This window comes from Bradyrhizobium sp. 40, from assembly GCF_023100925.1.
Taxonomy (GTDB): Bacteria; Pseudomonadota; Alphaproteobacteria; order Rhizobiales; family Xanthobacteraceae; genus Bradyrhizobium.
The window spans coordinates 60,181-83,757 of record NZ_CP064688.1; the positions used below are offsets into that span (position 1 = coordinate 60,181).

General features: G+C 64.8%; 23 protein-coding genes and 2 tRNA genes. 18 read left to right on the forward strand and 7 right to left on the reverse strand.

Translation table 11 applies throughout. The annotated features are described in order from the left end of the window. Nucleotides 1-23: 23 nt before the first annotated feature. From IVB40_RS00300 to tsaD, 3 genes are read right to left on the reverse strand one after another with little or no spacing between them, the layout of a single operon-like run. The gene (locus tag IVB40_RS00300) at nt 24-437 is read right to left on the reverse strand and encodes an EVE domain-containing protein (RefSeq protein ID WP_247405333.1); all 414 of its coding nucleotides are present in this window, start codon (nt 435-437) and stop codon (nt 24-26) included. A gap of 2 nt (nt 438-439) precedes the next feature. Next, on the reverse strand, nt 440-1,420 hold the full coding sequence (locus tag IVB40_RS00305) for an NAD(P)H-dependent glycerol-3-phosphate dehydrogenase (RefSeq protein WP_247461115.1): 981 nt from the start codon (nt 1,418-1,420) through the stop codon (nt 440-442). Nucleotides 1,421-1,422: 2 nt separating this feature from the next. Beyond that, nucleotides 1,423-2,496 carry a tRNA (adenosine(37)-N6)-threonylcarbamoyltransferase complex transferase subunit TsaD gene (tsaD, locus tag IVB40_RS00310; protein ID WP_247817803.1) on the reverse strand — a complete coding sequence of 358 codons (1,074 nt, stop codon included), beginning with the start codon at nt 2,494-2,496 and terminating at the stop codon, nt 1,423-1,425. A gap of 164 nt (nt 2,497-2,660) precedes the next feature. On the opposite strand from tsaD, the gene IVB40_RS00315 reads away from it, so the two are divergent. The 4 genes from IVB40_RS00315 to IVB40_RS00330 all read left to right on the forward strand — a co-directional run bounded on the left by IVB40_RS00315 (nt 2,661) and on the right by IVB40_RS00330 (nt 6,745). Then, the gene (locus IVB40_RS00315; protein WP_247819637.1) at nt 2,661-3,407 is read left to right on the forward strand and encodes a uroporphyrinogen-III synthase; all 747 of its coding nucleotides are present in this window, start codon (nt 2,661-2,663) and stop codon (nt 3,405-3,407) included. A gap of 69 nt (nt 3,408-3,476) precedes the next feature. Beyond that, complete coding sequence (locus IVB40_RS00320; RefSeq protein WP_247817804.1) at nt 3,477-4,733, forward strand: hypothetical protein; 1,257 nt, start codon at nt 3,477-3,479, stop codon at nt 4,731-4,733. 36 nt (nt 4,734-4,769) lie between these two features. After that, on the forward strand, nt 4,770-6,569 hold the full coding sequence (locus IVB40_RS00325) for a heme biosynthesis HemY N-terminal domain-containing protein (RefSeq protein WP_247817805.1): 1,800 nt from the start codon (nt 4,770-4,772) through the stop codon (nt 6,567-6,569). Between the two features lie 100 nt (nt 6,570-6,669). After that, nucleotides 6,670-6,745: transfer RNA gene (locus IVB40_RS00330), tRNA-Thr, on the forward strand. Between the two features lie 143 nt (nt 6,746-6,888). Here IVB40_RS00330 and IVB40_RS00335 read toward each other — a convergent pair. Continuing rightward, nucleotides 6,889-7,386: a hypothetical protein gene (locus IVB40_RS00335; RefSeq protein WP_247817806.1), complete on the reverse strand. Its 498-nt coding sequence runs from the start codon at nt 7,384-7,386 to the stop codon at nt 6,889-6,891. A 177-nt stretch (nt 7,387-7,563) separates the two neighbouring features. On the opposite strand from IVB40_RS00335, the gene IVB40_RS00340 reads away from it, so the two are divergent. Further along, complete coding sequence (locus IVB40_RS00340; RefSeq protein ID WP_247817807.1) at nt 7,564-9,333, forward strand: hypothetical protein; 1,770 nt, start codon at nt 7,564-7,566, stop codon at nt 9,331-9,333. 103 nt (nt 9,334-9,436) lie between these two features. Next, complete coding sequence (locus IVB40_RS00345) at nt 9,437-9,826, forward strand: hypothetical protein (RefSeq protein ID WP_247817808.1); 390 nt, start codon at nt 9,437-9,439, stop codon at nt 9,824-9,826. 75 nt (nt 9,827-9,901) lie between these two features. Here the strand turns inward: IVB40_RS00345 and IVB40_RS00350 are convergent, their stop codons facing one another. Then, nucleotides 9,902-10,948: a polysaccharide deacetylase family protein gene (locus tag IVB40_RS00350; RefSeq protein WP_247817809.1), complete on the reverse strand. Its 1,047-nt coding sequence runs from the start codon at nt 10,946-10,948 to the stop codon at nt 9,902-9,904. Between the two features lie 253 nt (nt 10,949-11,201). On the opposite strand from IVB40_RS00350, the gene IVB40_RS00355 reads away from it, so the two are divergent. Next, nucleotides 11,202-11,543 carry a hypothetical protein gene (locus IVB40_RS00355; RefSeq protein WP_247358098.1) on the forward strand — a complete coding sequence of 114 codons (342 nt, stop codon included), beginning with the start codon at nt 11,202-11,204 and terminating at the stop codon, nt 11,541-11,543. Nucleotides 11,544-11,709: 166 nt separating this feature from the next. Then, a complete protein-coding gene (locus tag IVB40_RS00360; RefSeq protein ID WP_007604145.1) occupies nt 11,710-11,922 on the forward strand; it encodes a hypothetical protein in 213 nt (70 codons plus the stop codon). 26 nt (nt 11,923-11,948) lie between these two features. Here the strand turns inward: IVB40_RS00360 and IVB40_RS00365 are convergent, their stop codons facing one another. Next, nucleotides 11,949-13,637, reverse strand: coding sequence for an MFS transporter (locus IVB40_RS00365; RefSeq protein WP_247817810.1), 1,689 nt, complete (start codon nt 13,635-13,637; stop codon nt 11,949-11,951). A gap of 172 nt (nt 13,638-13,809) precedes the next feature. On the opposite strand from IVB40_RS00365, the gene IVB40_RS00370 reads away from it, so the two are divergent. From IVB40_RS00370 to IVB40_RS00400, 7 genes are all read left to right on the forward strand, one after another. Further along, nucleotides 13,810-15,177 carry a hydrolase gene (locus IVB40_RS00370; protein ID WP_247817811.1) on the forward strand — a complete coding sequence of 456 codons (1,368 nt, stop codon included), beginning with the start codon at nt 13,810-13,812 and terminating at the stop codon, nt 15,175-15,177. Between the two features lie 34 nt (nt 15,178-15,211). Continuing rightward, nucleotides 15,212-16,579: a cytochrome P450 gene (locus IVB40_RS00375; RefSeq protein WP_247357309.1), complete on the forward strand. Its 1,368-nt coding sequence runs from the start codon at nt 15,212-15,214 to the stop codon at nt 16,577-16,579. Between the two features lie 50 nt (nt 16,580-16,629). Next, a complete protein-coding gene (locus IVB40_RS00380; RefSeq protein ID WP_247357308.1) occupies nt 16,630-18,039 on the forward strand; it encodes an adenylate/guanylate cyclase domain-containing protein in 1,410 nt (469 codons plus the stop codon). Between the two features lie 279 nt (nt 18,040-18,318). Next, nucleotides 18,319-18,807 (forward strand): TerB family tellurite resistance protein, encoded by a 489-nt coding sequence (locus tag IVB40_RS00385; RefSeq protein WP_027566318.1) that lies wholly within the window; start codon nt 18,319-18,321, stop codon nt 18,805-18,807. Nucleotides 18,808-19,032: 225 nt separating this feature from the next. Beyond that, nucleotides 19,033-19,812: an SDR family oxidoreductase gene (locus IVB40_RS00390; RefSeq protein ID WP_027566319.1), complete on the forward strand. Its 780-nt coding sequence runs from the start codon at nt 19,033-19,035 to the stop codon at nt 19,810-19,812. A 127-nt stretch (nt 19,813-19,939) separates the two neighbouring features. Beyond that, entirely contained in the window at nt 19,940-20,734 is a 795-nt protein-coding gene (locus IVB40_RS00395; RefSeq protein ID WP_247817812.1) for a glutamine amidotransferase, read from the forward strand. A gap of 99 nt (nt 20,735-20,833) precedes the next feature. Next, nucleotides 20,834-21,646 carry an enoyl-CoA hydratase gene (locus tag IVB40_RS00400; RefSeq protein WP_027566321.1) on the forward strand — a complete coding sequence of 271 codons (813 nt, stop codon included), beginning with the start codon at nt 20,834-20,836 and terminating at the stop codon, nt 21,644-21,646. Between the two features lie 115 nt (nt 21,647-21,761). Here the strand turns inward: IVB40_RS00400 and IVB40_RS00405 are convergent. Beyond that, a tRNA-Ala gene (locus tag IVB40_RS00405) sits at nt 21,762-21,837 on the reverse strand. Nucleotides 21,838-22,025: 188 nt separating this feature from the next. On the opposite strand from IVB40_RS00405, the gene IVB40_RS00410 reads away from it, so the two are divergent. Genes IVB40_RS00410 through IVB40_RS00420 form a run of 3 tightly spaced genes read left to right on the forward strand, consistent with a single transcriptional unit; the run spans nt 22,026 to nt 23,576 of the window. Then, a complete protein-coding gene (locus IVB40_RS00410; protein ID WP_007598721.1) occupies nt 22,026-22,316 on the forward strand; it encodes a YggT family protein in 291 nt (96 codons plus the stop codon). A gap of 20 nt (nt 22,317-22,336) precedes the next feature. After that, the gene (locus IVB40_RS00415; protein WP_027566322.1) at nt 22,337-22,681 is read left to right on the forward strand and encodes a DUF167 domain-containing protein; all 345 of its coding nucleotides are present in this window, start codon (nt 22,337-22,339) and stop codon (nt 22,679-22,681) included. A gap of 10 nt (nt 22,682-22,691) precedes the next feature. Beyond that, nucleotides 22,692-23,576, forward strand: coding sequence for a bifunctional methylenetetrahydrofolate dehydrogenase/methenyltetrahydrofolate cyclohydrolase (locus IVB40_RS00420; RefSeq protein ID WP_247817813.1), 885 nt, complete (start codon nt 22,692-22,694; stop codon nt 23,574-23,576). The last annotated feature ends 1 nt before the right edge of the window (nt 23,577 follow it).

Consider the following 23,577-nt stretch of genomic DNA (forward strand, 5'->3'; position numbering starts at 1 on the left):
CATCCGGGCTACAGCGCCTAAGCCTACATCCCGCCCATCTTGCAGACGAGCTTCCATTCCTCGGCCGTCACCGGTTGCACCGACAGGCGCGAATATTTCACCAGCGCCATGTCGGCGAGCTTCTTCTCGGCCTTGATCGCCGCCATCGTCACCGGACTCTTCAACGGTTTGTCGGCCTTGATGTCGACGCAGACGAATTTTTCGGTCTTGTCGGTCGGATCCGGATAGGCTTCCTTGACGATCTCCGCGATGCCGACGATTTCCTTGCCCTCGTTGGAATGATAGAAGAACGCCTTATCGCCCTTCTTCATGGCGACGAGATTCTGGCGCGCGGTGTAATTGCGCACGCCGGTCCAGGCTTCGCCCTTGGCGCCTTTCGCCACCTGCTGGTCCCAGGACCACACCGATGGCTCGGATTTCACCAGCCAGTACGCCATGTTCATTCCTCTGCCTTGAAAGGTCGCGTCATGAGCCCCGAGATCGCGGCGTCGATCGTGCTTCTGCCGGTCAGAATCGATGCGACGGCTTCCGATACCGGCATTTCGATGTTTTGCGAAGCCGCGAGCTCGATCAGTACCGGCGCGGTGAATTCGCCTTCGGCAAGCTTGCCGGCGGGCGGCTGCTCGCTGCGGCCAAGCGCCAGGCCGAGCGCGAAGTTGCGCGATTGTGGGCTCGAGCAGGTCAGGATCAGATCGCCGAGGCCAGACAAGCCCGTGAGTGTTTCGCTGCGTGCGCCGAGCGCGCGGCCGAGGCGTGTCAGCTCGGCAAAGGCGCGGGTGGTGAGTGCGGCCTGGGCGGAAGCGCCGAGCTTGCGCCCGACCGCGATGCCGACCGCGATCGCGAGCACGTTCTTGGCGGCGCCGCCGATCTCGACGCCGCGGACATCGGTGGAGTGATAGGGCCGGAACGTCGGCGAGCCCAGCGCCTGCACCAGATGGTTGGCCAGTGTTTCTTCCCTCGCCGCCAGCGTGACCGCGGTCGGCAGGCCACGCGCGACATCGTCGGCAAAGCTCGGGCCCGACAGGATCGCCGGCTGCGCGTGAGGCGCGGCCTCGGCGATCACGTCGGTCATGAATTTATGGGTGCCGTGCTCGATGCCCTTGGCGCAGGCAATGATCGGCACCGGTCTAGCCAGATGCGAGGCGAGCATGTTGACAGCACCGCGCAGATGCTGCGCGGGCACTGCGATCAGCAGCATATCCGCGCGCGCGGCGAGCGCCAGGTCGCTCGTGACGATGATCTCCGGAGCAAGCCGCACGCCGGGCAGCCGCGGATTGTCGCGGCTCGATGCGATCCGCGTCGCGTGCTCGGGATTGCGCGCCCACAGCGTCACGTTCCGTCCGGCCCGCGCCGCCACCATCGCCAGGGCCGTGCCCCAGGCGCCCGCGCCGATCACCGCGACAGATCGGAACGCTGTCATTGCTAGAATCCCGCGCGTGTCTTGCCGTATCCGGCCGGTGCCGTCGCGTTCGCATCGAGCAGCCAGCGCGCGCGAGGCTGTGCTTCCATCGTGTCGATCATGCCGAGCGCGAGACGTTCGGCGCCGGCCCAGGCGATCATCGCGCCGTTGTCGGTGCAGAGCGCCGGCGGCGGCATGATCAATTGTGTACCGGCTTTGCTCGCAACCTCATGCAAGGCGCCGCGGATCGCCTGATTGGCGGCAACGCCGCCGGCCGCCACCAGCGCACGTGGCGCACCGAACTGCTCGCGGAAGAGTTTCAGACCGACGCTCAACCGGTCGGCCGTGGAGTCGAGCACGGCGGCCTGGAAGCTCGCGCAGAGATCGCTGACGTCCTGCGGTGTGATCTCGGCCAACCGACTTACTTCGTTGCGCACCGCCGTCTTCAATCCCGATAACGAGAAGTTGGCGTCGGGGCGTCCCTGCAGCGGCCGCGGAAATGCAAATCGCGCCGGATCGCCGTTGGCTGCCGCGCGCTCGACCTGCGGCCCGCCCGGATAGGGCAGGCCCAGCATTTTCGCGACCTTGTCGAAGGCCTCGCCGATCGCATCGTCGACGGTGGTGCCGAGCCGCACATACTGGCCGACGCCGGTGACGGCAACGATCTGGGTATGGCCGCCAGAGGCGAGAAACAGGCAATAGGGAAATTCGAGTGCGTCGGTCAGGCGCGGTGTCAGCGCATGCGCTTCCAGATGGTTCACCGCGACCAGCGGCGTGTCGTGCACCATCGCGATCGCCTTCGCGGTGGTGAGCCCGACGATGACGCCGCCGATCAGTCCCGGGCCTGCGGCGGCCGCGACACCGTCGAGCTGGGCGAAGTCGATGCCGGCCTCAGTCATGGCGCGGTCGATGATGCCGTCGAGCAGATCGACATGGGCGCGGGCAGCGATCTCCGGTACCACGCCGCCGAAACGGGCATGCTCCTCGACCTGCGACCACACGATATTGGACAGGATCTTGCCGCTGCCGTCCGGCGCACGCTCAATTACCGCCGCGGCGGTCTCGTCGCAGGTGGTTTCGATGCCCAGTACCAGCATTGGCGAATTGTTATTCAATTTGCGCCCTTCTCTCGCCCCTTGCGCTCATCCGCAAAGCAGAGTTCTGGTACGTCCGGTAGCATTCCGGGGTCGGCCAACGCAATCGTCACGCGCGGCCGTTCCTCGTGAAAGCGCCACCGCCACGTGGTTCGGGAACACAAGCGATGTCCATTCTTGTCACACGGCCGCATCCCGACAATGAGGCGACGTCGGAAAATCTTCGTGCACGGGGGCATGTGGCGCTGCTCGCCCCGGTGCTCAAGTTCGAGCCGGTCGCCTTCCATGACGAGAGTGAGACAAGCTACAGCGCCGTCATTGTCACGTCGGCCAATGCGATCCGTGGCGTCGCGCCGCAATTGCGGGACCTTGGTCTCCTGGAGCTGCCGCTGTTCGCGGTCGGTGAGCACACGGCCGCCGCCGCGCGCGATGCCGGCTTTGCCGAGGTGGTCGTCGCCGGCGGTGATGCCGCGGCCTTGCGCGACAAGGTGATGCAGAGCGCGCGCGACAAGCGGCTGAAGAAAAAGAGCACGTTGCTCTATCTCGCGGGCGCGGACCTGTCGCGCGACCTCGGCGGTGAACTGGGCGCCGAAGGCTTCAACGTCGTCACGCAGACGACCTACCGCATGGCGCCGGTCAAGCTGTTGCCGCGCGATGTCTGTGAGGGCTTTGCCGCCCATGGGATCGAGGCGGTGCTGCATTACTCCCGGCGCAGCGCGCGGGCTTTCCTGGAAGCCGCGCGCGCCGAAGGTGTCGAAATCTCGGCTCTGGCGATCCCGCAATGCTGCCTTTCCGAGACGGTCGCGGGCGTGCTGCGCGAGGCCGGTGCCTCGCAGGTTCTGGTGGCGGCGACGCCGGACGAAAATGCCTTATTTGACACCTTGGAGCGTGCTTTGCGCACCCGTTTGGCGTAAGAGGTCGGGCCGAATCCGACGCAATCGGATCCGTTCGTTCAGGGCATGTAAGTGTGAGGAACCGTCACGATGGCCGACGACAAGCCTGAAGACGCAGGATTGGCTCCCGAGTCCGGCCGCGCCAAGCGCATCCCGCCCACCATCGACCTCCAGGCAACCGAGGTCTCGACCCAGCCGCAGGAGGTGGCCGGCGAGCCTGAGGCAGCGACCGAACAGGCCGCGCATGAGCAAGCCAAATCTGAAGAGGGGAAGTCTCAGGAGGAAAAGTCTCAAGAGGCAAAGTCCGAAGAAGCTCATGCCGAGCCGAAGCCCGAGCTTGCCCAGGAAGAATCTTCCGTTGCGTCCGCGTCGGTATCGCCGTCAATTTCACCCTGGGTTATCGCTCCGTTCTCCGGCGCCGTGGCAGCCGCCATCGTAATCGCAGTCGGCTGGATGCTGGGCTGGCCTGCGGTGCAGGCGCCTCCGGCTGCTCCGCAAGTGACGGGCGCAACCGTCGAGGCGCTGAGCGGGCGCGTGGCCGCGGTCGAAGCCAAGGCAGGCAAGCCTGCCGCCGATCCGGCCATGGTGGCGCGGATCGATGCGCTGGAGAAATCCGCAACGAGCCTGCGCAGCGAGATCGCCAGTCTGCGCGCACAGTCCGACAAGACCGCGATCGCCCTGAACGACGCGACATCGGCGCCGCGCGCTGCCGCGCCCGATCTTGCCGCTCTCAACGACCGCCTCGCGCAGCTCGAGCGTGCCAGCAAGACCGAACGTGCCGAACTCGCGCAGCAAAGCGAGAAGATCGCCGACGCGAAGACGATGGACGACAAGCCGCTGCGCCATGTGGTGGCGGCGGCCCTGCTCGACGTCGCCGTTCGCCACGGCGACGCCTACGAATCGCAGCTCGCCGCCGCGCGGTCGCTGGCAGCAAAGCCGGATATGCTGAAGCCGCTCGACACCTTTGCTTCGTCAGGCATTCCGACGCCGGTCGCGCTCAGTCGCGAGCTCCTCAACATCGTGCCGAAATTGTCGCCGCCGGCGGAAGCTCCGGCCAGCGGCACGGGCATCGTCGAGCGCCTTCAGGCAGGGGCGTCGAAACTCGTCCGCATCGAGCGTACCGATGGGGTCGGCAATGATCGCGGCGCCATCGTCGCGCGGGTGACGGCGGCTGCGTTGCGCAACGATTTCGTCGAGGCACGGCGCGAGTTGAAGACGCTGCCGGAGGCCGATCGTGCACCGGCGCAAGCCTGGCTCGACAAGGCCGATGCCCGTGACGCCGCGCTCGCCGCCTCACGCAAATTCGCCGACGCCGCCATGGCGGATCTCGTCAAGCCTGGTCAATAAAGGTTCGCGCAACAATCCGCGCGTATAGGGATCGTCATGCTTCGCATCGTCCTCTTCCTCGTCCTGATCGCGCTGGCGGCGGCCGGCGCGGCCTGGGTTGCCGATCAGCCCGGCGATCTCGTCCTGACCGCAGGCGCCTTCCGCGCCACGACGACGCTTCCCAGATTCGTGTTCTTGCTGGGCCTCTTTGCCGCGGCAGTCGTGCTGGTCTGGAGCCTGCTGACGATGGCCTGGCGCGCTCCGGGGCGTCTGCGCCGCCGCCGTCACGAAAAGCGTCATGCGCGCGGCCGCCACGCCATCACCCACGGCCTGCTTGCGATCGGCCACGGGGACACCGCGCTTGCCCGTCGCCACGTCGATACCGCGCGGCGGCTGGCCGCAAACGATCCGCTCGCGCTTCTCCTGCATGCGCAATCGGCGCAGCTCGAGGGCAATCGCGACGAGGCCCAGCGCGTCTTCCGCGCCATGGCCGAGCGCGAGGACACGCGCCTGCTCGGCCTGCGCGGTCTGTTCATCGAGGCGCAGCGCGCCGACGATGCGGTCGGCGCGGTGATGATCGCCGAGGAAGCGATCAAGCTGTCGCCGTCCTCGACCTGGGCCTCGCATGCGGTGCTCGGCTTCCGCTGCGCGCGCGGCGACTGGAGCGGCGCGCTCGCGATCCTCGATTCGAATCTGTCCGCGGGCCTGATCGACAAGCAGGCCTATCGCCGCCAGCGCGGCGTGCTGCTCGCCGCCCGCGCGCTGGAATTGGAAACGATGGACCGCGACGTCGCGCGCGAGAGCGTGATGCAGGCGGTCAAGCTCGCGCCGACCCTGGTCCCGGCCGCAGTGCTCGCCGCAAAATTCGAGAGCGAGGCGCACCAGGTGCGCCGCGCCATGAAGCTGGTGGAAACCGCCTGGCTCGCCAATCCGCATCCTGATCTCGCGGATGCCTATGCGCATGTGAAGCTCGGGGATTCCGCGCGGCAGCGGTTGCAGCGGGTCGAGACGCTTGCGGCCAAGATTCCTGCCGACAAGGCTGGTTATGTCGAGGGCCAGCTGGCGATCGCGCGCGCCGCGATCGATGCGTCCGAGTTCGCCCGTGCGCGCGCGGTGCTGGCGCCTTACGTCAACGATCCGACCCAGCGCGTGGCGCTGCTGATGGCCGAGATCGAGCGTACCGAGCATGGTGACGGCGGCCGGGCCCGCGCCTGGACCTTGCGCGCGGTGCGCGCCCGCCATGATCCGGCCTGGACCGCGGACGGTTATGTCAGCGACCGCTGGCGTCCGGTGTCCCCGGTCACCGGCCGGCTTGACGCGTTCCAGTGGCAGACGCCGGTCGCTAGTCTTCCTTCCGACAGGGGCGCGATGATCGAATCCTCAGCCTTCGAGGAAGCCATGCTGGCGGCTCCGCCGCCGAAGCGGGTGACGGCGGCCCCGAGCGAAGGCCCGGCGGAACCGGTTGTCACGGCGCCGGATCCGGTGCCTGCCCCGCAGGACAATTCGCCGCCCCTTGAGGACAAGGAAATCTCAAAGGAAATCGCCGGGGAAACTGTCAAGGAAACAGCCAAGGAAGAGCCGGTCGTCACGCCCGCCGAGCCGGTCCAACAGGCCCCCGAGATCGTCGAATCATTGCCGGCGGCGGCAACGCCGGTGTTCCGGACCCGCGCCGACCTCGGCAAGCCCACACCAGCACCTATTCCCGCCGTTATCCCGATCGTCCGCGCCCCTGATGATCCAGGGATCGACGACGAGGGTCCGAGCGACGAATTTACGGAACAAATCGGCACGCCCAGGGACCACGCAAAGGCCCAGGCCGGCGGCTGGCGCGGATTCTGGTCTCGCTGGGGCGGGTGAGCGGCATTTGGGAGCCGGCTCCACCTTGCCAATTCGGGCCATGCCCGATATCAGGAGCGCGCGTAACGGGACCGGCCTCGCGCGGGCCCCGGCAAGGTTCGCCGCAATAGCTCAGTTGGTAGAGCACGTCATTCGTAATGACGGGGTCGGGGGTTCGAATCCCTCTTGCGGCACCAGCGCCCCAGCGTCCGGCCCGAAGATTTTGGTGACGGAACGGACCTAAGTCGAGACGTTGCAGGGTTTTCTGCTCCAGGTCGAAATATCCCAAATCATGCATGAAGCTGACAATGCTTCGCGGCCCGCGTGCCGCGCGCTTTGGTCATTTGCCTTGGATTGACAGCGCGTCCGGACGGCCGAAACTAACGGCAATGCGGCGGCGCGAGGCAGCATGCACGATATCCTGGTGGTTGGGCTCGTCGCGCTCACGAGTGGCGCCATTGGTCTTCCGTTCTCCCTGCTTCTGCCGTCGGACCAGTTTGCTGTGCGCTGGGCGCTCGCGCCGCCGCTTGGCTTCGGCCTTCTCGCCGCAGGAACCGCGGTCCTGTATCTCTCCGGCGTCGCTCCATGGGTGACGCTGCTTGCGATGGCAATCGCCGGTCTTGTCATTGCCGCCGCAATGCGCTTTCCGGCGCTGCGTCGGCGGCCCGAGCCATCGTTCGGACGCCGGCCTGCGATGGCGATCGCGGTCGCGGCTATTGCGATGGTGTGTCTTGCTCCCGGCTGGACCGGAGGCGCGCGCTTCCGCGTTTTCCAGGCCAACGTCTACGATCACATGCTGTACGTGGGCTCCTCGGTTTCGTATCGGGTGCTCGACCACGCAGCCCTGGCAGTCCAGGGCGCCGACGAGACGAACTCCAATCCAATTTCAGTGATGGCGCTGAAGTTCGTCGACCATCGCGGCGCCGTGTCTATGATCCATGCGGCAATCGCCGCCATCAGTCGCGGCGATGTCGTCGATTGCGCCTATCCGTATATGGTCGGCATGCAGCTCAACATGCTGTTTGCGGCGCTGTTCGTCTTTGTCAACGCGCTCTCGATGCGGCGCTGGCTGGCATTTGCGTGCGCCGCGGCGCTTACGATCGGATTCTTCGAGCAGTACGTCTTCGACATCAACGCATGGTCGGAGCTTGCGACGCAGCCAATCTTCCTGCTGCTGCTCGCATTCGTGGCTTTCGCCTTCGACCACAATCGCTTTGGGCAGATGCCCGGCTCGATCATGCGGTTGGGAGCGGTCTTTGCGGCCTTGATGACAGGCGCGTTCTTTCTCTACCCGGAATCGCTGACGATCTACGGTCCCGCCGCGGCGGTTGCGGCTGCGATGGGCTGCTGGCATCGCGCCTCGCGCAAGGCCTTGCCCGTGGCTGCGTCAGGCTTGGCGGCGGGTGTGGGAATATCGCTGCTCGCGTGCATCCCGCTCTGGTCCGGCACGGTTGCCTATGTCGTCCGCCAGCTGAGTCATGCAGCGATCAACCCGCCCGACTGGTGGAAGTACTATCAGCGTTACCTATTTGGCAGCGACGCGAACTTTCTCGCTGTCATCACCAGTCCCGACAGTCGTATCGGAGAACTGGCGAACGCCTGGTTCTCATTGCCCGTCGAATCCGCGCTTGCGGGTCTCGGCCTCTATGCGGTGCTGCCGTCGGCGGGTTGGCCCGTCGCCGCGGCGGTCGCGTGGAAATTGCTGCTCTATGGCTTTCTGTTCGTGCTGTTGAGGGGGATTGCAAGAACAGCCTGGACGATCTGGCGCGCCGATCCGGACGGCAGCGCCGCTCGACTCCTGGCAGGCAGCCTTGCCGGATGCCTCGTACCCATTGCCATCCTCGCGGCCGGTCATGGTTGGGCCGCGGGCAAGGGCCTGGCCATGGCGATGCCGATGCTCTTCACTCTTGTCGTTGCTCCCTTGGCTCCCTTGGCTGCGAAGCGGTGGAATCCAGGCGCCGTTGCCGCCGTTGCCGTCGTCGTGGCTGTTCACCTCGGCCTCGGCATATTGCGGCCGCTGCTGGTGATGCAAGTGGTGGGCGCGGGTCTTCCGGGTCTTCCGACCGCCGCCGCGCAGGTCAACGCGCAAAAGGCGACGTCTCTCGACTGGGACTACAATCGCCTGTCGGCGGACATCAAGAGCTGCAACGGACTTGTCATCGATGTTGCGAATCCGATGATGCACAATTTGTTGCGCCGGCTCGCAGCGGAGCTTCGTGTGCCTTGGGCGGCGCCGCGAATCATGTACTGGCCCGACAGGGCGGGGCGGCCGTATTTTCCCGAAGGCTTTGAAAAGTTCGACTGTCTGGTGGCGTCCGGACGGCTCACGGCCAATCCGGGGCAGCGGCTGATATCCGTGGCCACAGACCGGTCTTCGCGCGAATTCATGGATGGGCAACGCAATGTGCTTGAGGTCGGCGCAGAAGCTCCGCCGGGGATCGCAACGCGCGGCCTTTTCGGCAAGGAAATGACCCCTGGCGGTGCGCTTCAATGGGCATCGCCGAACGCGCGCCTCGAGATTCCGAACAAGCCTTTGATGCCGGCGCGCACGTTGAAGCTCGAATTGTGGCCCATGCCGATCTCCGGAAACGAATTCCTGGTCAAGATCAATGGACGTGAGATCTACAAAGGCGTCGTGCCCGCAGGCCCGTTGTCATTTCCGTTGGATCGATTCGTAAGTGAGGAGACGCTCGTGATCGAATTGGACACCAATGCCGTCACGCATTTTCCGGGCGATCCCCGCGACCTCGGTTTTGCGATCCGGGAGCTGAGCGTTCGCCGGTAGCCAATGACAGATGCGAGGGATGCCGCCGGCGTGATTCGCATCACATTACCCCGAGCGCGGCTCTCCTAGTGTCCAGCTCACGCCAAACACGGGGAGATTTCATATGCGCAAGATCATTCTGGTGGCCGCCATGGTGCTGGTCTCTGCCTCTGCCCAGGCCGGAGGTCCGCGCAGCCTGTCGCTGTCCGCGGTGAGCGAGCCGGCTTCGGTTCAGCAAACGGCGCCGGCGCTTGCTGCCGCGCCGACGCAGGTGAGCGAAGCAGCGCCAGCCGCCGAAGCTCCGAAATATCTCGATCGCCCGCCGGCGGTTTCGCTCACTCCGCCTCCGGCGGCCGCCACACCAACACCGACGACCACCACGGCCTCAGCGCCCGCGACGAAGACCCAACCCGCCGCGAAGACGACGGCCAAGGCAGACAAGCCGAAGCACAAGCGCAGCTGGACCGAAGGCCGCATCATCAGCGAACTGCATCGTCACGGCATCTACTGGTAAGATGCCTGCTCTCAAAAAGCATATGGCCGGGACAAGCCCGGCCATGACGCAAGAGTTTTGGATCGGACTGACGCGTTACTGCGAAACCGTCTGCACCACGCTCCCGATCGGACGCGCGCTCGAGGTCGGCACCTTCAGGTCCTTCAGCAGCGCCTCGTCATATTCCGGCAGCGTCTGGAAGGTCGTCTTGGCCTTCATCTGCACGACCTTGTAGCCGCCGGCCTTGAGACGCGCGAGCAGCGCCGGCATGGCTTCCCCGGTGTGCTTCTGGAAGTCGTGCATCAGGATGATGCCCTTGCCGAGCTTGTCGAGCCTGGTCATCACGGTCTCGATGATCTTCTCCGGCGTCGCGCCCTTCCTGAAGTCGAAGGAGTCGATGTCGGTCGAGAACATCGCGACGTTGCGCGTGCCGAAATAGCTCACGATCGCCGGATTGTGCTGAAGCTGCGGGAAACGGAAGAACGGTGCGGGGTTGGTGCCGAGCGCGAACCTCACTGCGCTAAAGCCCTTCTCGACCTCGTCCTTGGCCATTTGCTCCGTCATCTTCTTGCCGTTCAGATTGACGTGCGACCAGGTGTGCGCGCCGACCGTGTGGCCCTGGGCCAGCACCTGACGCAGGATTTCCGGATGGTAGGTCGCATGCTTGCCGACCGAGAAGAACAGCCCCTTGGTGCATTCATCCGCGAGCGCCTTCAGCACGGCGGGCGTGTTGACCGGCCAGGGGCCGTCATCGAAGGTCAGCACGACCTCTTTGTCGGTGAGGAAGTCGAACTGCTTGAAATGATCGAAGCCGAAGCCCGGACCGCCGGTGGTGTCGATCTCGACCACCCGGGAGACGCCGAGCGCGTTGGGATTGGCGCAGGTCGATTTCTGCTGAACCGGCATCGGCGCGGGTGCGGGCGCCGGGGCGGCTGCGGCCGGCTTGGCCGCAATCGTCGCCGTGGTCGCGACGTCGTCCTTGGCGGCGAGCTTCGCCTGTGCCGACAATGGATCGGCGGCACGGGCGGCAATTGTCTTGGGAGCGGCCTGGTCGGCGCGCGAAGAATAATAAAACCAACCGCCGGCGGCAATCACGACCGCCGCAACTACACTGGCCAGCATCAGGCCCAACGCATTACGCATCGCCATTCTTTCCAATTACGCAACCAAACCGGCGGAATTTCCCGCTCGCCGAGCCATTAATGCGAAGGAACAGTTAACGTGACACCAACACGGCAGCGGATATGAAGGAATTTCAGCGAGGTGCGCCAACGTGACCATAGTCACAGAGGGTGGGCCTCCCGTGACCGTCATCACAGTGGAAACTGTTTTGCTGGAGCATGGTCGATCCCATCAACAACGGGCCCGCTTCCAGCGGTGCCAATGGGAGCTTCAAATGACCAACTCGCTGAACACCAAGTCTCTGAACACCAAGTCTCTGAACGCCAAGTCCTTGAGTAGCAAGATCCGCGACATCAGCCTGGCTCTGGGCTTTGCCGCCATCCTCTCGATCGCCTCGACCGGCTCCAGCTTCGCCTTCTCGTCCGAAGCGCAGCAGCAGTGCACGGGCGACGCCTTCCGTCTGTGCTCGTCGGAAATCCCGAACATCCCGAAGATCACGGCGTGCATGATGAAGCATCGTTCGGATCTGAGCGCCGGTTGCCGCACCGTGATGGACAAGGAACTCGCCAAGGGCGGCGCGTCACGCAAGGTCGCTGACGCCCAGGACAGTCAGTAACAGCAACGATCGCTCGTTGCGTCGGTTCGCTCCCCTCGCGATGTGCCCCGGCGTGAATGCCGGAGCCACGCGGCGGCGCAGGCCCGCCTGTCAATAAAGCCGTTGCGGCCTCGGGATCGTCGCTCTAGCTTCGCCCGCACATCTTCCGGGTAAGAGGCATTACGCGATGACCAGATTTCTTTTCATCATTCCATTGATCCTGTTTGCATCGGCTGCGTCAGCGCAGCAGCCCGGTCACGACGCCTGCGCACGCGACGTCACGCGCTTCTGCCGCCCGGTGATGAACAATGGCGATCAGGCTGTGCTCGCCTGCCTCAAGCAGAACCGTACGCGGCTCACCAAAGGCTGCGACAAGGTGCTGACGGATCACGGGCAATAAGGCGTCGTTACGGACTCGCAAAAACCCTACGTGCTGCTTCCCGCCGCGGTGGCGACCACGGGCAGCACCTCACTTGCGGCCTGGTCCGGCGTCTCCTCTTTCCAGCGCACCGAGCCGAATGGACGCTCGAGCATGCGGCGGATCCGCACCGGGTCGGGGCCGATGTGGAAATTGATCGCCTCCTGATGCAGCGCGCGTTCGGACTGGGTCGAGCGGTTGCGCTGGCGCAGATAGTCGAGCCAGGTCGGACAATGGTAGCGTTCGGTCCACAATTCGGGATCGGCGATGTCGCGCGCGATCGACCAGCCATAGGCGCCGTTGCGCTGCCGAGAGAGCTGCACGTCCTGCATCACGTTGTGAAAGGCGCGCGCGTTCTCTTGGGCGACGCGGTATTCGATCTCGACCACCAGCGGCCCGCTGCGTGCCGTTAGCGACAGCTTGACTTCAGGATCGGCCAGCACATCGGCGTCTTCGTTGCGCGCGCCGACGCGAGGCATCGTGAGCCAGATCCCGAGCACCGGCGAGATCAGCATCAGGCCGGCGGCCGTCAGCAGCGCGACCTCGACGCCGGCATAGTCGGTGAGATGGCCCCAACCCCAGGCGCCGATCGCGATGCCGCCGGAAATCGAGGCCTGGAACGCTGCGAGCGAGCGGCCCGCAACCCAGCGCGGCGCCGAAAGCTGCACGCCGATATTGAACAGCGCAATGGCAGCCATCCAGACCGCGCCGGCGAGCACCAGTGCAGCCGCGGTCAGCACCGGCTCGGTGCTCACGGCAAGAGCGGCCATCGCAAACGCCATCGAGATGGTGCAGGCGCGGATCGCAGCTTCGCCGCTCATGCGCTTGCGCAATTCGTGGATGTTGAGCGCACCGACCACGGCGCCCATCCCGAAGGCACCGAGCATGATGCCGTAGGTCTGCGCGCCGCCATGCAGCAGATCGCGCGCGACCAGCGGCATCAACGCCATGATGGCGCCGCCAATCAGGCCCATCACCAGCGTGCGCAACAGCACGATCTTGATCGGCGGCGAATTGGTGATGTAGCGGAAGCCCGACACCATGGCGCGGTTGAGCTTCTCCCGCGGCAGGCGCGAGGGTTCGGTGTTGCGCCGCCAGAGCAGCAGCACCACCAGCAACGGCAAATAGAGGATCGCATTGCACGCAAACGCCGCCACCGCACCGAGCGCGGCGACGATGACACCGCCGACCGCCGGGCCGAAGCTGCGCGCGATGTTGTAGCTGATGCCGTTCAGCGCGACGGCCGACGGCAGGGCGTCGGGCGGCACCTGCTCGCTGACCGAGGATTGCCAGGCCGGACCGAACAGTGCGTTGCCGCTGCCGACGACGAAGCAGAAGACGAGCAGCGTTTCCGGGGAAATGTAGTTGAGCCAGGCCAGGACCGTGAGCGCTGTCGCGCCAGTCAGCGCGATCACGAGTGCGATCAGGGTCACGATGCGGCGGTCATACATGTCGGCGATGGCGCCGGCCGGCATCGAGATCAGCATGATCGGCAGCATCAGCGCGGTCTGCACCAGCGCCACCTTGTCGGCCGAGGCCGCCATCTGCGTCATGGCCCAGGCGGCGCCCACGCCCTGGATCAGCAGGCCGAGATTGGAGAGCAGGCTGGCGAGCCAGATGCGCCGGAACACGGTGTACCGCAGCGGCGCCATGATGCCGTCGGCCGCAATTTTCTGGCGGTTCGTCTGCTCGGTCATATCCCCTTCCAAATGGGCTGGCAGAAGTGGTCTTGAAGTTGTCTTGAAGTTGTCTTGGAGCGGTCTCTGGGCGATTCCGGCAAGTTCAGTGATGCCTGCGAAAGTCCTTCGCTGTCCAGTGGTTAGGCCGGTATAAGCGGTGCAAATAGATGGTTTTGCCGGGGAGGAACAGATGAAGCTGTCACGACGGATGATCTTGCAGGGGGCCGGCAGCTTGCCCTTCGCAGTTGCGAGCCTGCGGACGGGCGCATTGGCTCAACCTTCACCTGCCGGGCCGGGCGAGGTGCCTCCGATCCTGTTCGTGCACGGCAATGGCGACTACGACGCGCTCTGGATGACGACCTTGTGGCGGATGGAATCCAACGGTATCGCGCGCGACCGCATGGCGGCGATCAATTTCACCGATCCAAATGCACGAAGTGACGACAAGGTCGAACAGGCGGGCCGCTCCTCGACCGAGGACCAGCGCCGCGAGCTCGCCGCCGCCATAGCCGAACTGAAGCGCCGCACCGGCGCGGCCCGCGTGGCACTGGTCGGCAGCTCGCGCGGCGGCTACGCGATCCGAAACGCGATCAAGAACGGCGGCGGCGGCGATGTCAGCCATGCCGTGCTGTGCGGCACGCCCAATCACGGCGTGTTCGCGACCGACGACCAGCCGAACAGCGAGTTCAACGGTCGCGGCGCGTTCCTGCGCAGCCTCAATGAGGGCGAGAGCGAAGTGACACCGGGTGTTGCCTTCCTCACCTTGCGCAGTGACGGCATGGACAAATACGCGCAGGCCGATGGCCGTTTCATCGGCAAGCCCGGTACGCCAACCGGCGTCAGCGTCGAAGGTCCGGAGTTGAAGGGGGCCACCAACCTCGTGCTCGGCGCACTCGATCATCGCGAGGTGGCATTTCACCCCCGGGCCTTCCGCGAGATCTATAAATTCATCGCCGCTCGCGAGCCCGCGCGGATCGCGATTGTGCCGGAGCAGAGCGTCAGGCTGAGTGGCCTCGTGACGGGCACACCGGGAGGCGCGCCGACCAATCGGCCGGTGGCCGGCGCAACCGTCGATGTCTTTCGCGTCGATCCTGAAACCGGGGAGCGCAAGGGTAGCGCCGTGTACAGCGCGAAGACCGGCGCCGACGGCCGCTGGGGACCGGCGCAGGTCGAGCCTTCCTGGTCGCTCGAATTCGCCCTCGTAGCGCCGGATGCGCCGACCACGCACATCTACCGCTCGCCCTTCCCGCGCTCGTCCGACCTGGTGCATCTGCGTGCTGCGCGTCCGCTCGGGCCCGCGGACAAGGACGCCGGGGCTGTCGTGATCATGTCGCGCCCGCGCGGTTATTTCGGCCTGCCGCGGGACGTGGTGCTGCTCGACGGCAAGGAGCCGTCGGACGTCAAATCGGGTGTGCCCACGGATTCGACAGCAACACTGCGCCTTTCGGCCGGCGAGGTCGGGCGTAACATCGTGGCCCAATTTGGCGAAGAACGAATTGTGGCACGCGCCTGGCCTGCCTCCGAGAACAGGATTGCGATTGCCGAGCTGACTTATTAGCTAATTGCCTGCGTCACCTCTGCGGGAGCGAGCCATGAACATCGCCAGCGTGCGTCGGCCCATCGTCCCTCCGACCCCGCCGCGTGCGCCCGACGACATGTCGTTCCTCGGCCGGCTTGCCGTGATCAAGCGGAACATGATCGCGACCTGGGGGCAGCGCGCCTATGAGGAAGACGTCATCGAGGGCCGCTTCTTCTTCCGCAACAGTTTCATCCTGAACCGGCCGGATGCGATCCGGCATGTCCTGCTCAGCAATTACGAGAATTATTCGCGCACCCCGGCCGGCATCCGCATGCTGCGTCCCGTGCTCGGCGACGGTCTTCTGATTGCGGAGGGCCATTCGTGGACGTTTCAGCGCCGCACCCTCGCGCCGGCGTTCACGCCGCGTGCGACCGCAAATCTCGTTCCGCACATGACGGCGGTGCTCGACGAGACCATCGCGAAGCTCGACGCGCAAACGAGCGAGCCGGTCGATCTGCGCGAGATCATGCAGCGGATGACGCTGGAGATCGCCGGACGCACCATGTTCTCGTTCGGCATGGACCGTCATGGTCCGACTTTGCGCAACTTCGTCATGGAGTATGGAGCCCGACTTGGACGGCCGTACTTGCTCGACATGGTGCTGCCGCTGTCCTGGCCAAGCCCGATGGATTTTGCCCGCGCCCGTTTCCGCAAGCGCTGGACCGAATTCGTCGCGATGCTGATCGCCGAGCGGCGTGAGATGGGCAAGAAGGAGGGCGCGCCGCCGCGCGATCTTTTCGATCTCATGGACGAGGCGCGCGATCCTGAGACCGGCAAGGGCTTTTCGGACGAGCAACTCGTCGACGAAGTCGCGACCATGATCCTCGCAGGCCACGAGACCACGGCGACCGCGCTATTCTGGGCGCTCTATCTGCTCGCGCTCGATCCCGATACGCAGGAGGAGATCGCCTCCGAGACCCGTGGCGAGCATCTCGACAGCATGGCCGACATTGATCGCCAGAAGTTCACCCGGGCCGCGATCGAGGAGACCATGCGGCTTTATCCGCCGGCCTTCCTGATCGCCCGGGCCGCGCGCGAGAAGGACAACGCGGCCGGCGTCGAGATCGGCAAGGGCGACATCATCATGATCGCGCCGTGGCTGCTGCACCGGCACGAGAAGCTGTGGGATCAGCCGAACGCGTTCATTCCAAAACGCTTCATGTCGACGGAAGCGCCCGATCGGTTTGCCTATCTGCCCTTTGGCGCGGGTCCGCGCGTCTGCATCGGTGCACCATTCGCGCAAGCCGAATCCGTGCTGGCGCTGGCCCGGCTGATCGGCGCGTTCCGTGTCGAGCTTGCCGATACCAGCCCTGTCATTCCGCTCGGCGTCGTCACGACCCAGCCGGACCGTTCACCGCTGTTCCGCATCACGCGTCGGTGACAGGCATTCGCCTGGCCGACGGCGTGATCCACACCAGATAGAGTTACGCCATGAGCGACATCCAGGCCCAGTTTTCCGTTCTGAAGCAGACCGCCGATGCGAAAGTGGTCGACGCGATCACGCGCCTCATCGAAGACGGTGAGGATCACGAGCTCAACCGCGTCAATGTCCTGGACTTCTCCAGAGAGCACAATCTCGACGAAGAGCGCGTGATCTCGGCGTTCCTGCATTCGGCGCGGCTCGGCCTGTTCGATCTCGGTTGGAACGTGTTGTGCCCGGGCTGCGGCGGCGTGCTGGGCGCGCATTCGACCCTCAAGGCGCTCAAGCCAGATGAGTATCATTGCGCGCTCTGCGCCTGCGGCTACAAGACCTCGGTCGACGATCAGGTCGAAGTCTCCTTCACCGTCAATTCACGTGTCCGGCGCATTGCGGCGCATGATCCCGATACGCTGCCGGTGTGGGAGTATTTCAAGCAGGTGTTCTGGAGCTCCGGCGTCGACTTCAACAAGGAATCGTTTGCGACGCTCGCCAACGAGGTGACGCTGGATACGATGGAGCTGCCGGCCGGCGAGAAGGCGACCATGTCGCTGCAACTGCCGAACGATTTCATCATCATCTTCGAACCGGTGACGCACGCCGCCCATTTCATCGACGTGCAGGGCGAGCCGACCAAGGACCGTCAGCAGCTCGCCATCATGTACAACAAGGTGCAGGCGCCGACGGGAACCACGACCATGCGGCCGGGCCCGCTGCGGCTGTCGCTGGAAAACCAGGCCGGCGTGCGCGTGCTGCCGTCGGTGTTCATCGCGGCCGAGGCACTCCATCACCTCATCGGCAAGCGCAAGCCGTTTCTCACCGCCAAGCGGATGCTGTCGAACCAGACGTTTCGCGACGTCTTCAAGGCGGACAATCTCAGTCTCGACCAGCGGCTCCAGATCACCTCGCTGACCTTCCTGTTCACCGATCTGAAGGGCTCGACCGCGCTCTATGAGCGCGTCGGCGATCTCGCCGCCTTCGACCTCGTGCGCGCGCATTTCCATGCGCTGCTCGAGATCATCTCCTCAGAGAAAGGCGCGGTGGTGAAGACCATCGGCGACGCCGTGATGGCGACCTTCGTCCGTCCCGAGCATGCGATCGCAGCGGGTTTGCGGATGCGCGCGGCGATGGACGAGCTCAACAAAAAGCGCGGCACTGCCGATCTGATCGTGAAGATCGGCATCCACGAGGGTCCGTGTCTCGCGGTGATGCTGAACGAGCGGCAGGATTATTTCGGCCAGACCGTCAACATCGCCGCCCGCGTGCAGAGCCTCTCGACCGCGCAGGAGATCCACATCACCGGCCCGGTGCTGGATGCACCGGCGGTCGCCGAAGTCCTCAAGCAGCGCGAGATCAGGCCGATCCAGAAGCAGGCCGCACTGCGCGGCATCGCCGACAAGATGGTGGTGTACGAGATACCGTGAGGGCGGCGATCACCATGGTCTGCGTCATTGCGAGGAGCACTTGCGACGAAGCAATCCAGACTGTCATCGCGGAAAGATCCTGGATTGCTTCGCTGCGCTCGCAATGACGTTGTGGAGGCAATTTGCGCCAAACCTCTGTCGTCAGCCCGGCAAACGCTCCAGATTGCCGAAACGTAATGCGTCGCGCGGAACTGACGCACGTTGCGCCGGTTGAGTTTCCTGCTCATATAATGCTGGTAGCGGCCGCGCTCCGCGGTTTCATCGATTCGGTAGGACCTTATGCTCGACGGCCTGCGCCAATTCATCGCCGACATTGTTGCTCCCCATGCCCAGGACCGCGCATTCGGTGACAGTGATTACCGGCTGGCGGCGACCGCGCTGCTGGTTCACGTGATCTCGCTGGACGGCCAGCCGACGGCTGCCGAGCAGCGCAAATTGCATAGCCTGATCGAAAGCCACTTCGGGCTCGATCGCGGCACTGCCGATCGTCTGATCGCGGATGCGACGGAGGTCGAGGGCGAGGCGGTCGACCTCTATCACTTCACCAGCATCATGATGCGCTCGCTCGACGAAGAGGGCCGCAAGCGGGTCGTCCAGATGATGTGGGAGCTGGTCTACGCCGACGGCCAGGTCACCGAGTTCGAGGATAATGTGGTCTGGCGCGCCTCCGACCTGCTCGGGATCGCCCAGCGCGACCGGATCGACCTGAAGCACGCGGTCGCAGATCGTGCCGGTGGTCAGGTCAAGGACAGCGCACTCGGTGGGTGATCTCGTCAGCACAACCAATTGGCGGTTGTGGCGACACATGACGAAACTTTAATGTAGCCCCCGGCCGTCTCGACTCCGGATTCGTCCGTAAAATCCCGGGGTTTTGCGCCCCCTGTCACCGGCTCAAGTGGCCATGCTGCCAGCGCCGCTTGCCTGTCGCGCTCGGCCTATGCTCTCGTTCCAGCATTGCGGGGCCAAAAAACTTCAATTGAAGAGATCTCGATCGTGACTGAGCGGGTAACTTTGATCACCGGTGCCTCGGCGGGCATCGGCACGGAGCTGGCGCGTGTGTTCGCCGCGAACGGACATCGTCTTGCGCTGACGGCGCGACGCGCGGACCGGCTCGAGGCGCTCGCGAACGAGCTCGCCGCCAAGGGCGGCAAGAAGCCGATCGTGATCGCCTGCGATCTCGAGGATGCGGATGCCGGCGAGAAGATCGCGGCCGCACTCGTCGCCGAAGGCGTCGAGCTCGACAATCTCGTCAACAATGCCGGCTTCGGCGTATTCGGTGACGCAATCGAGCGAGACCGCGTCGAGCAGCTCGGCATCGTCGATGTCAATGTCCGGGCCCTGACGGACCTGTCGCTGCGCTTTGCCGATCAGCTCATCAAGAACAAGGGCGGTCTTCTCAACGTCGGATCGGTCGCCGGCTTTCTGCCCGGACCCGGCATGGCCGTCTACTACGCGTCCAAAGCCTATGTCATTTCCTTCACCGAGGCCTTGCGGGCGGAGCTTGCACCGCACGGCGTTCGCGTCACCGTCCTTTGCCCGGGCCCAGTGCCCACCGAATTCCAGGCGCGCGCCGGCGTTGGGTCCGGCCATGATACGGCCCTTCTCAATGTTCCTGCCGCCGATGTCGCACGGCAGGCCTATCGCGGCCTGATGGCCAACAAGCGGGCAGTGCTCCCTGGTATGGGCATCAAGATCGTGCCATTTGCGCTGCGCTTCTTCCCGCGCGGCTTCATCCTGTCTGCTACCAGCCGGTTTCAGAGGCAAAGACAGTAAAGAGAGCTCTCGGTCGGTCGTGGCCCGGAGCTTGCTTTCTATCGGGCGTGTGTGTGCGCAAACTCACACGAAATTAACGATCGCTTAGTTATGCTGGCGGTCTGAACCTATAGCACTCGCAGAGACCATGTCGTTCCGGACGAACAGATTTGGTGGCGCAGAAGTGGTGCCCTTCCCCAGAAGGACGCCGAACGTTGCCGCCTCCGAAACCCGGTTGCCGGTTCTGATCATCCTGCATCAGGAATCCTCGACGCCCGGCCGCGTCGGCAATGCGCTGCGCGCGCTCGGGCATCGCCTCGACATCCGCCGTCCCCGCTTCGGCGATCCGCTGCCCGAGACCCTCGACCAGCATGCCGGCGCGGTGGTCTTCGGCGGTCCCATGAGCGCCAACGATCCCGACGACTACATCCGCCGCGAGATCGATTGGATCGAAATTCCGCTCCGCGAACAGCGGCCGTTCCTCGGCATCTGCCTCGGCGCGCAGATGCTGGCGAAGCAGTTAGGAGCTCGCGTCGCGCCGCATGCCGATGCGCTGACCCAGATCGGCTACTACCCGATCCGCCCGACAGAAGCGGGACACCGGCTCTGCCCGAATTGGCCGGCGCGGGTCTATCATTGGCATCGCGAAGGTTTCGAGTTGCCGGTCGCCACTGAACTGCTTGCCGAAGGCGACGATTTTCCGGTGCAGGCGTTCCGCACCGGCAACGCTTTCGGCGTGCAGTTTCATCCTGACGTGACCTACGCGATGATGCATCGCTGGACCACGCGCGGCTATGACGGCCTCAGCGCGCCCGGCGCGCGGCAGCGGCATCATCATTTCGCGGATCGTGCCGTCTACGATGCCGCCGAACGCGCCTGGCTCGATCACTTCATCGACGGCTGGCTGACGCGCCGACCGGTTCTGGCGCAAGCAGCCGAGTGATCGCGCCTTAGCGCAAGCTCTTCTCATCCGTTTGTATGCTAGGCTCATTGTCAACGAGCGCGCGCGCGAACGCGTGCCGGCAAGCAAAGGGAGAGCGCCATGGCCTACGAACACATTCTCTATGAGGTCAGCGACAAGGTCGCGACCATCACGCTCAACCGTCCCGACCGCATGAATGCGTGGACGCCGATCATGGAGCGCGACGTGCGCCATGCGATGGAAGCATCGAGCGCCGATGACAATGTCCGCGTCATCGTGATCACCGGCGCGGGCCGTGCCTTTTGCGCCGGTGCCGACATGGACGCATTGAAGGGGCTCGATCCCGATGATGTCAGGCGCGCGTCGAACCTGCCGCCCTTCGACATGAACCGGCGGCCCGACTGGCAGACGCGCTATGGCTTCTATCCGTCGATCGGAAAGCCCGTCATCGCCATGCTCAACGGCGCGACCGCCGGCATCGGCCTCGTCCACGCGCTCTATTGCGACCTGCGCTTTGCCGTCGACAACACGGTGTTCACGACAGCCTTCGCGCGGCGCGGATTGATCGCAGAGCACGGCATCAGCTGGATGCTGCCGCGAATCGTCGGCCACGCCAACGCGATGGATCTGTTGCTCTCGGCGCGGCGCGTTTCGAGTGACGAGGCGCTGCGGATCGGGCTGGTCAACCGGCTCTGCTCGCCGGAAAAACTCCGCGAGGAGACCTATGCCTATGCGCGCGACCTCGCCGATTTCGTCTCGCCGAGCGCGATGGCCGTGATCAAGCGGCAGCTCTACGAGGTGCCGTTCCAGACGCTGGCGGAGGCGACGATCGCGGCCAACCGGGACATGATGGTGGCGCTGAACGGCAGCGATTTCCGGGAAGGGGTCGCAAGCTTCATGGAGAAGCGGCCGCCGAGGTTTACGGGGAAGTAGGGGGCGGATGGAGCCCGGCTTCGCCCTTCGGGCTACGCCGCGGCAGCCTTCGCTCACTTCGCTGCGAGAGACCTTCCGGGCTTGCCGGGCCGAAGCTCGCGAAGCGAGCGAAGGCTGGTGGAGCCAGGCGGGATCGAACCGCCGACCTCGTCATTGCGAACGACGCGCTCTCCCAGCTGAGCTATGGCCCCTTTTGTAGGCCGCTCTGGTCAATGCGGCCGACAACCGGGCGCCATTTAAGTCCCCGCCAAGGTCAAGTCAAGGACGGCTGTAACCCGGTTTTAGCTATCCCGGCACCGACTTCCCTTGTTTGGACCGGGGGGAACCGATATCTAGAAAAAGACGTCAATCCCGACCGAAGCCAGAGTTTTTAAAAGCCATGCGTGCCGTTCTCGACATCGTCATCATCGTGCTCGACCTCTACGTCTGGCTGCTGATCGCGTCCGCGATCCTGTCCTGGCTGATCGCCTTCAACGTCGTAAATACCCGCAACCAGTTCGTGTCGGCGGTGGCGGAGTTCCTGTACCGAATCACGGAGCCGGTCCTGGCGCCGATTCGCAATTTCCTGCCCAGCCTCGGCGGCCTCGACATCTCGCCGATCATCCTGATCCTGCTCATCATGTTCATCGAGCGGGTGATCCTGTATTACATCTACCCGAACGTGATCTAATCAGGCTGGAGCGCCCCGGGTTGCCAAAGAACCTTGTCATCAAGGAGCCTTGGCGTTACGGGGCCGCAGGAATCAGCATCGCGCTGCGGGTGACGCCGCGCGGGGGCCGCGATGACATCGACGGGATCGAGCAGCTCTCCGATGGCCGCAGCGTGCTCAAGGTGCGGGTGCGCGCCATCGCCGATGGCGGCGAGGCCAACAAGGCCGTTCTGGTGCTGCTGGCGAAATCGCTGGGCGTGCCCAAGGCCAGCGTCAAACTCCTGTCGGGAGCGACCTCGCGGCTGAAGCAGATCGCGGTCGACGGCGATCCGGCGCGGCTCGGCGAAGCCCTGCGCCAGCTCGCATCAGCCAAATCGACGGACTGAGGGAACTGACATGACCGCCAAGATCATCGACGGAAAAGTCATCGCCGCGGAACTTCGCGCCCGCGTCGCGGACGAGGTCGCACGCGTCAAGCGCGAGCACAATCTGGTACCGGGCCTTGCGGTGGTCCTGGTCGGAAGCGACCCGGCGAGCGAGGTCTATGTCCGCTCGAAACACACCCAGACCCAGGTCGCCGGCATGGCCTCGTTCGAGCACAAGCTGCCGGCCGACGTCTCGCAAGCGGATCTCCTGGCGCTGGTCGCAAAACTCAACCGCGATCCCGCCGTGCACGGTATTCTGGTGCAATTGCCGCTGCCCAAGGGCCTCAACACAGAGGCCGTCGTCAATGCCATCGATCCCGCCAAGGATGTCGATGGGCTGCATCCGAACAATGCCGGCCGCCTCGCCGGCGGTTTCGAGGCGCTGTCGCCCTGCACGCCGCTCGGCTGCATCATTTTGACCAAGAGCGTGCATGCTTCGCTCGAAGGCATGAACGCCATCGTCATCGGCCGATCCAACCTCGTCGGCCGCCCGCTGGTGCAGCTGTTGCTGAACGAGAACGCCACGGTGACCATCGCGCATTCGCGCTCGCGCGACCTGCCCGGGCTCGTCAAGCGCGCAGACCTCGTCTATGCCGCGGTCGGAAAGTCCGAGATGGTGCGCGGCGACTGGCTGAAGCCGGGGGCGACTGTGATCGACGTCGGCATCAACCGGATCCCGAAGGACGACGGAAAGACGCGTCTCGTCGGCGACGTTGCCTATCAGGAAGCGCTCGCAGTTGTTGGCGCCATCACGCCGGTGCCGGGCGGCGTCGGTCAGATGACAGTCGCCTGCCTGCTCGTGAACACGTTGCGCGCGGCCTGCGCGATTGCAGGGCTGCCGAAACCGGCGGTGTAAC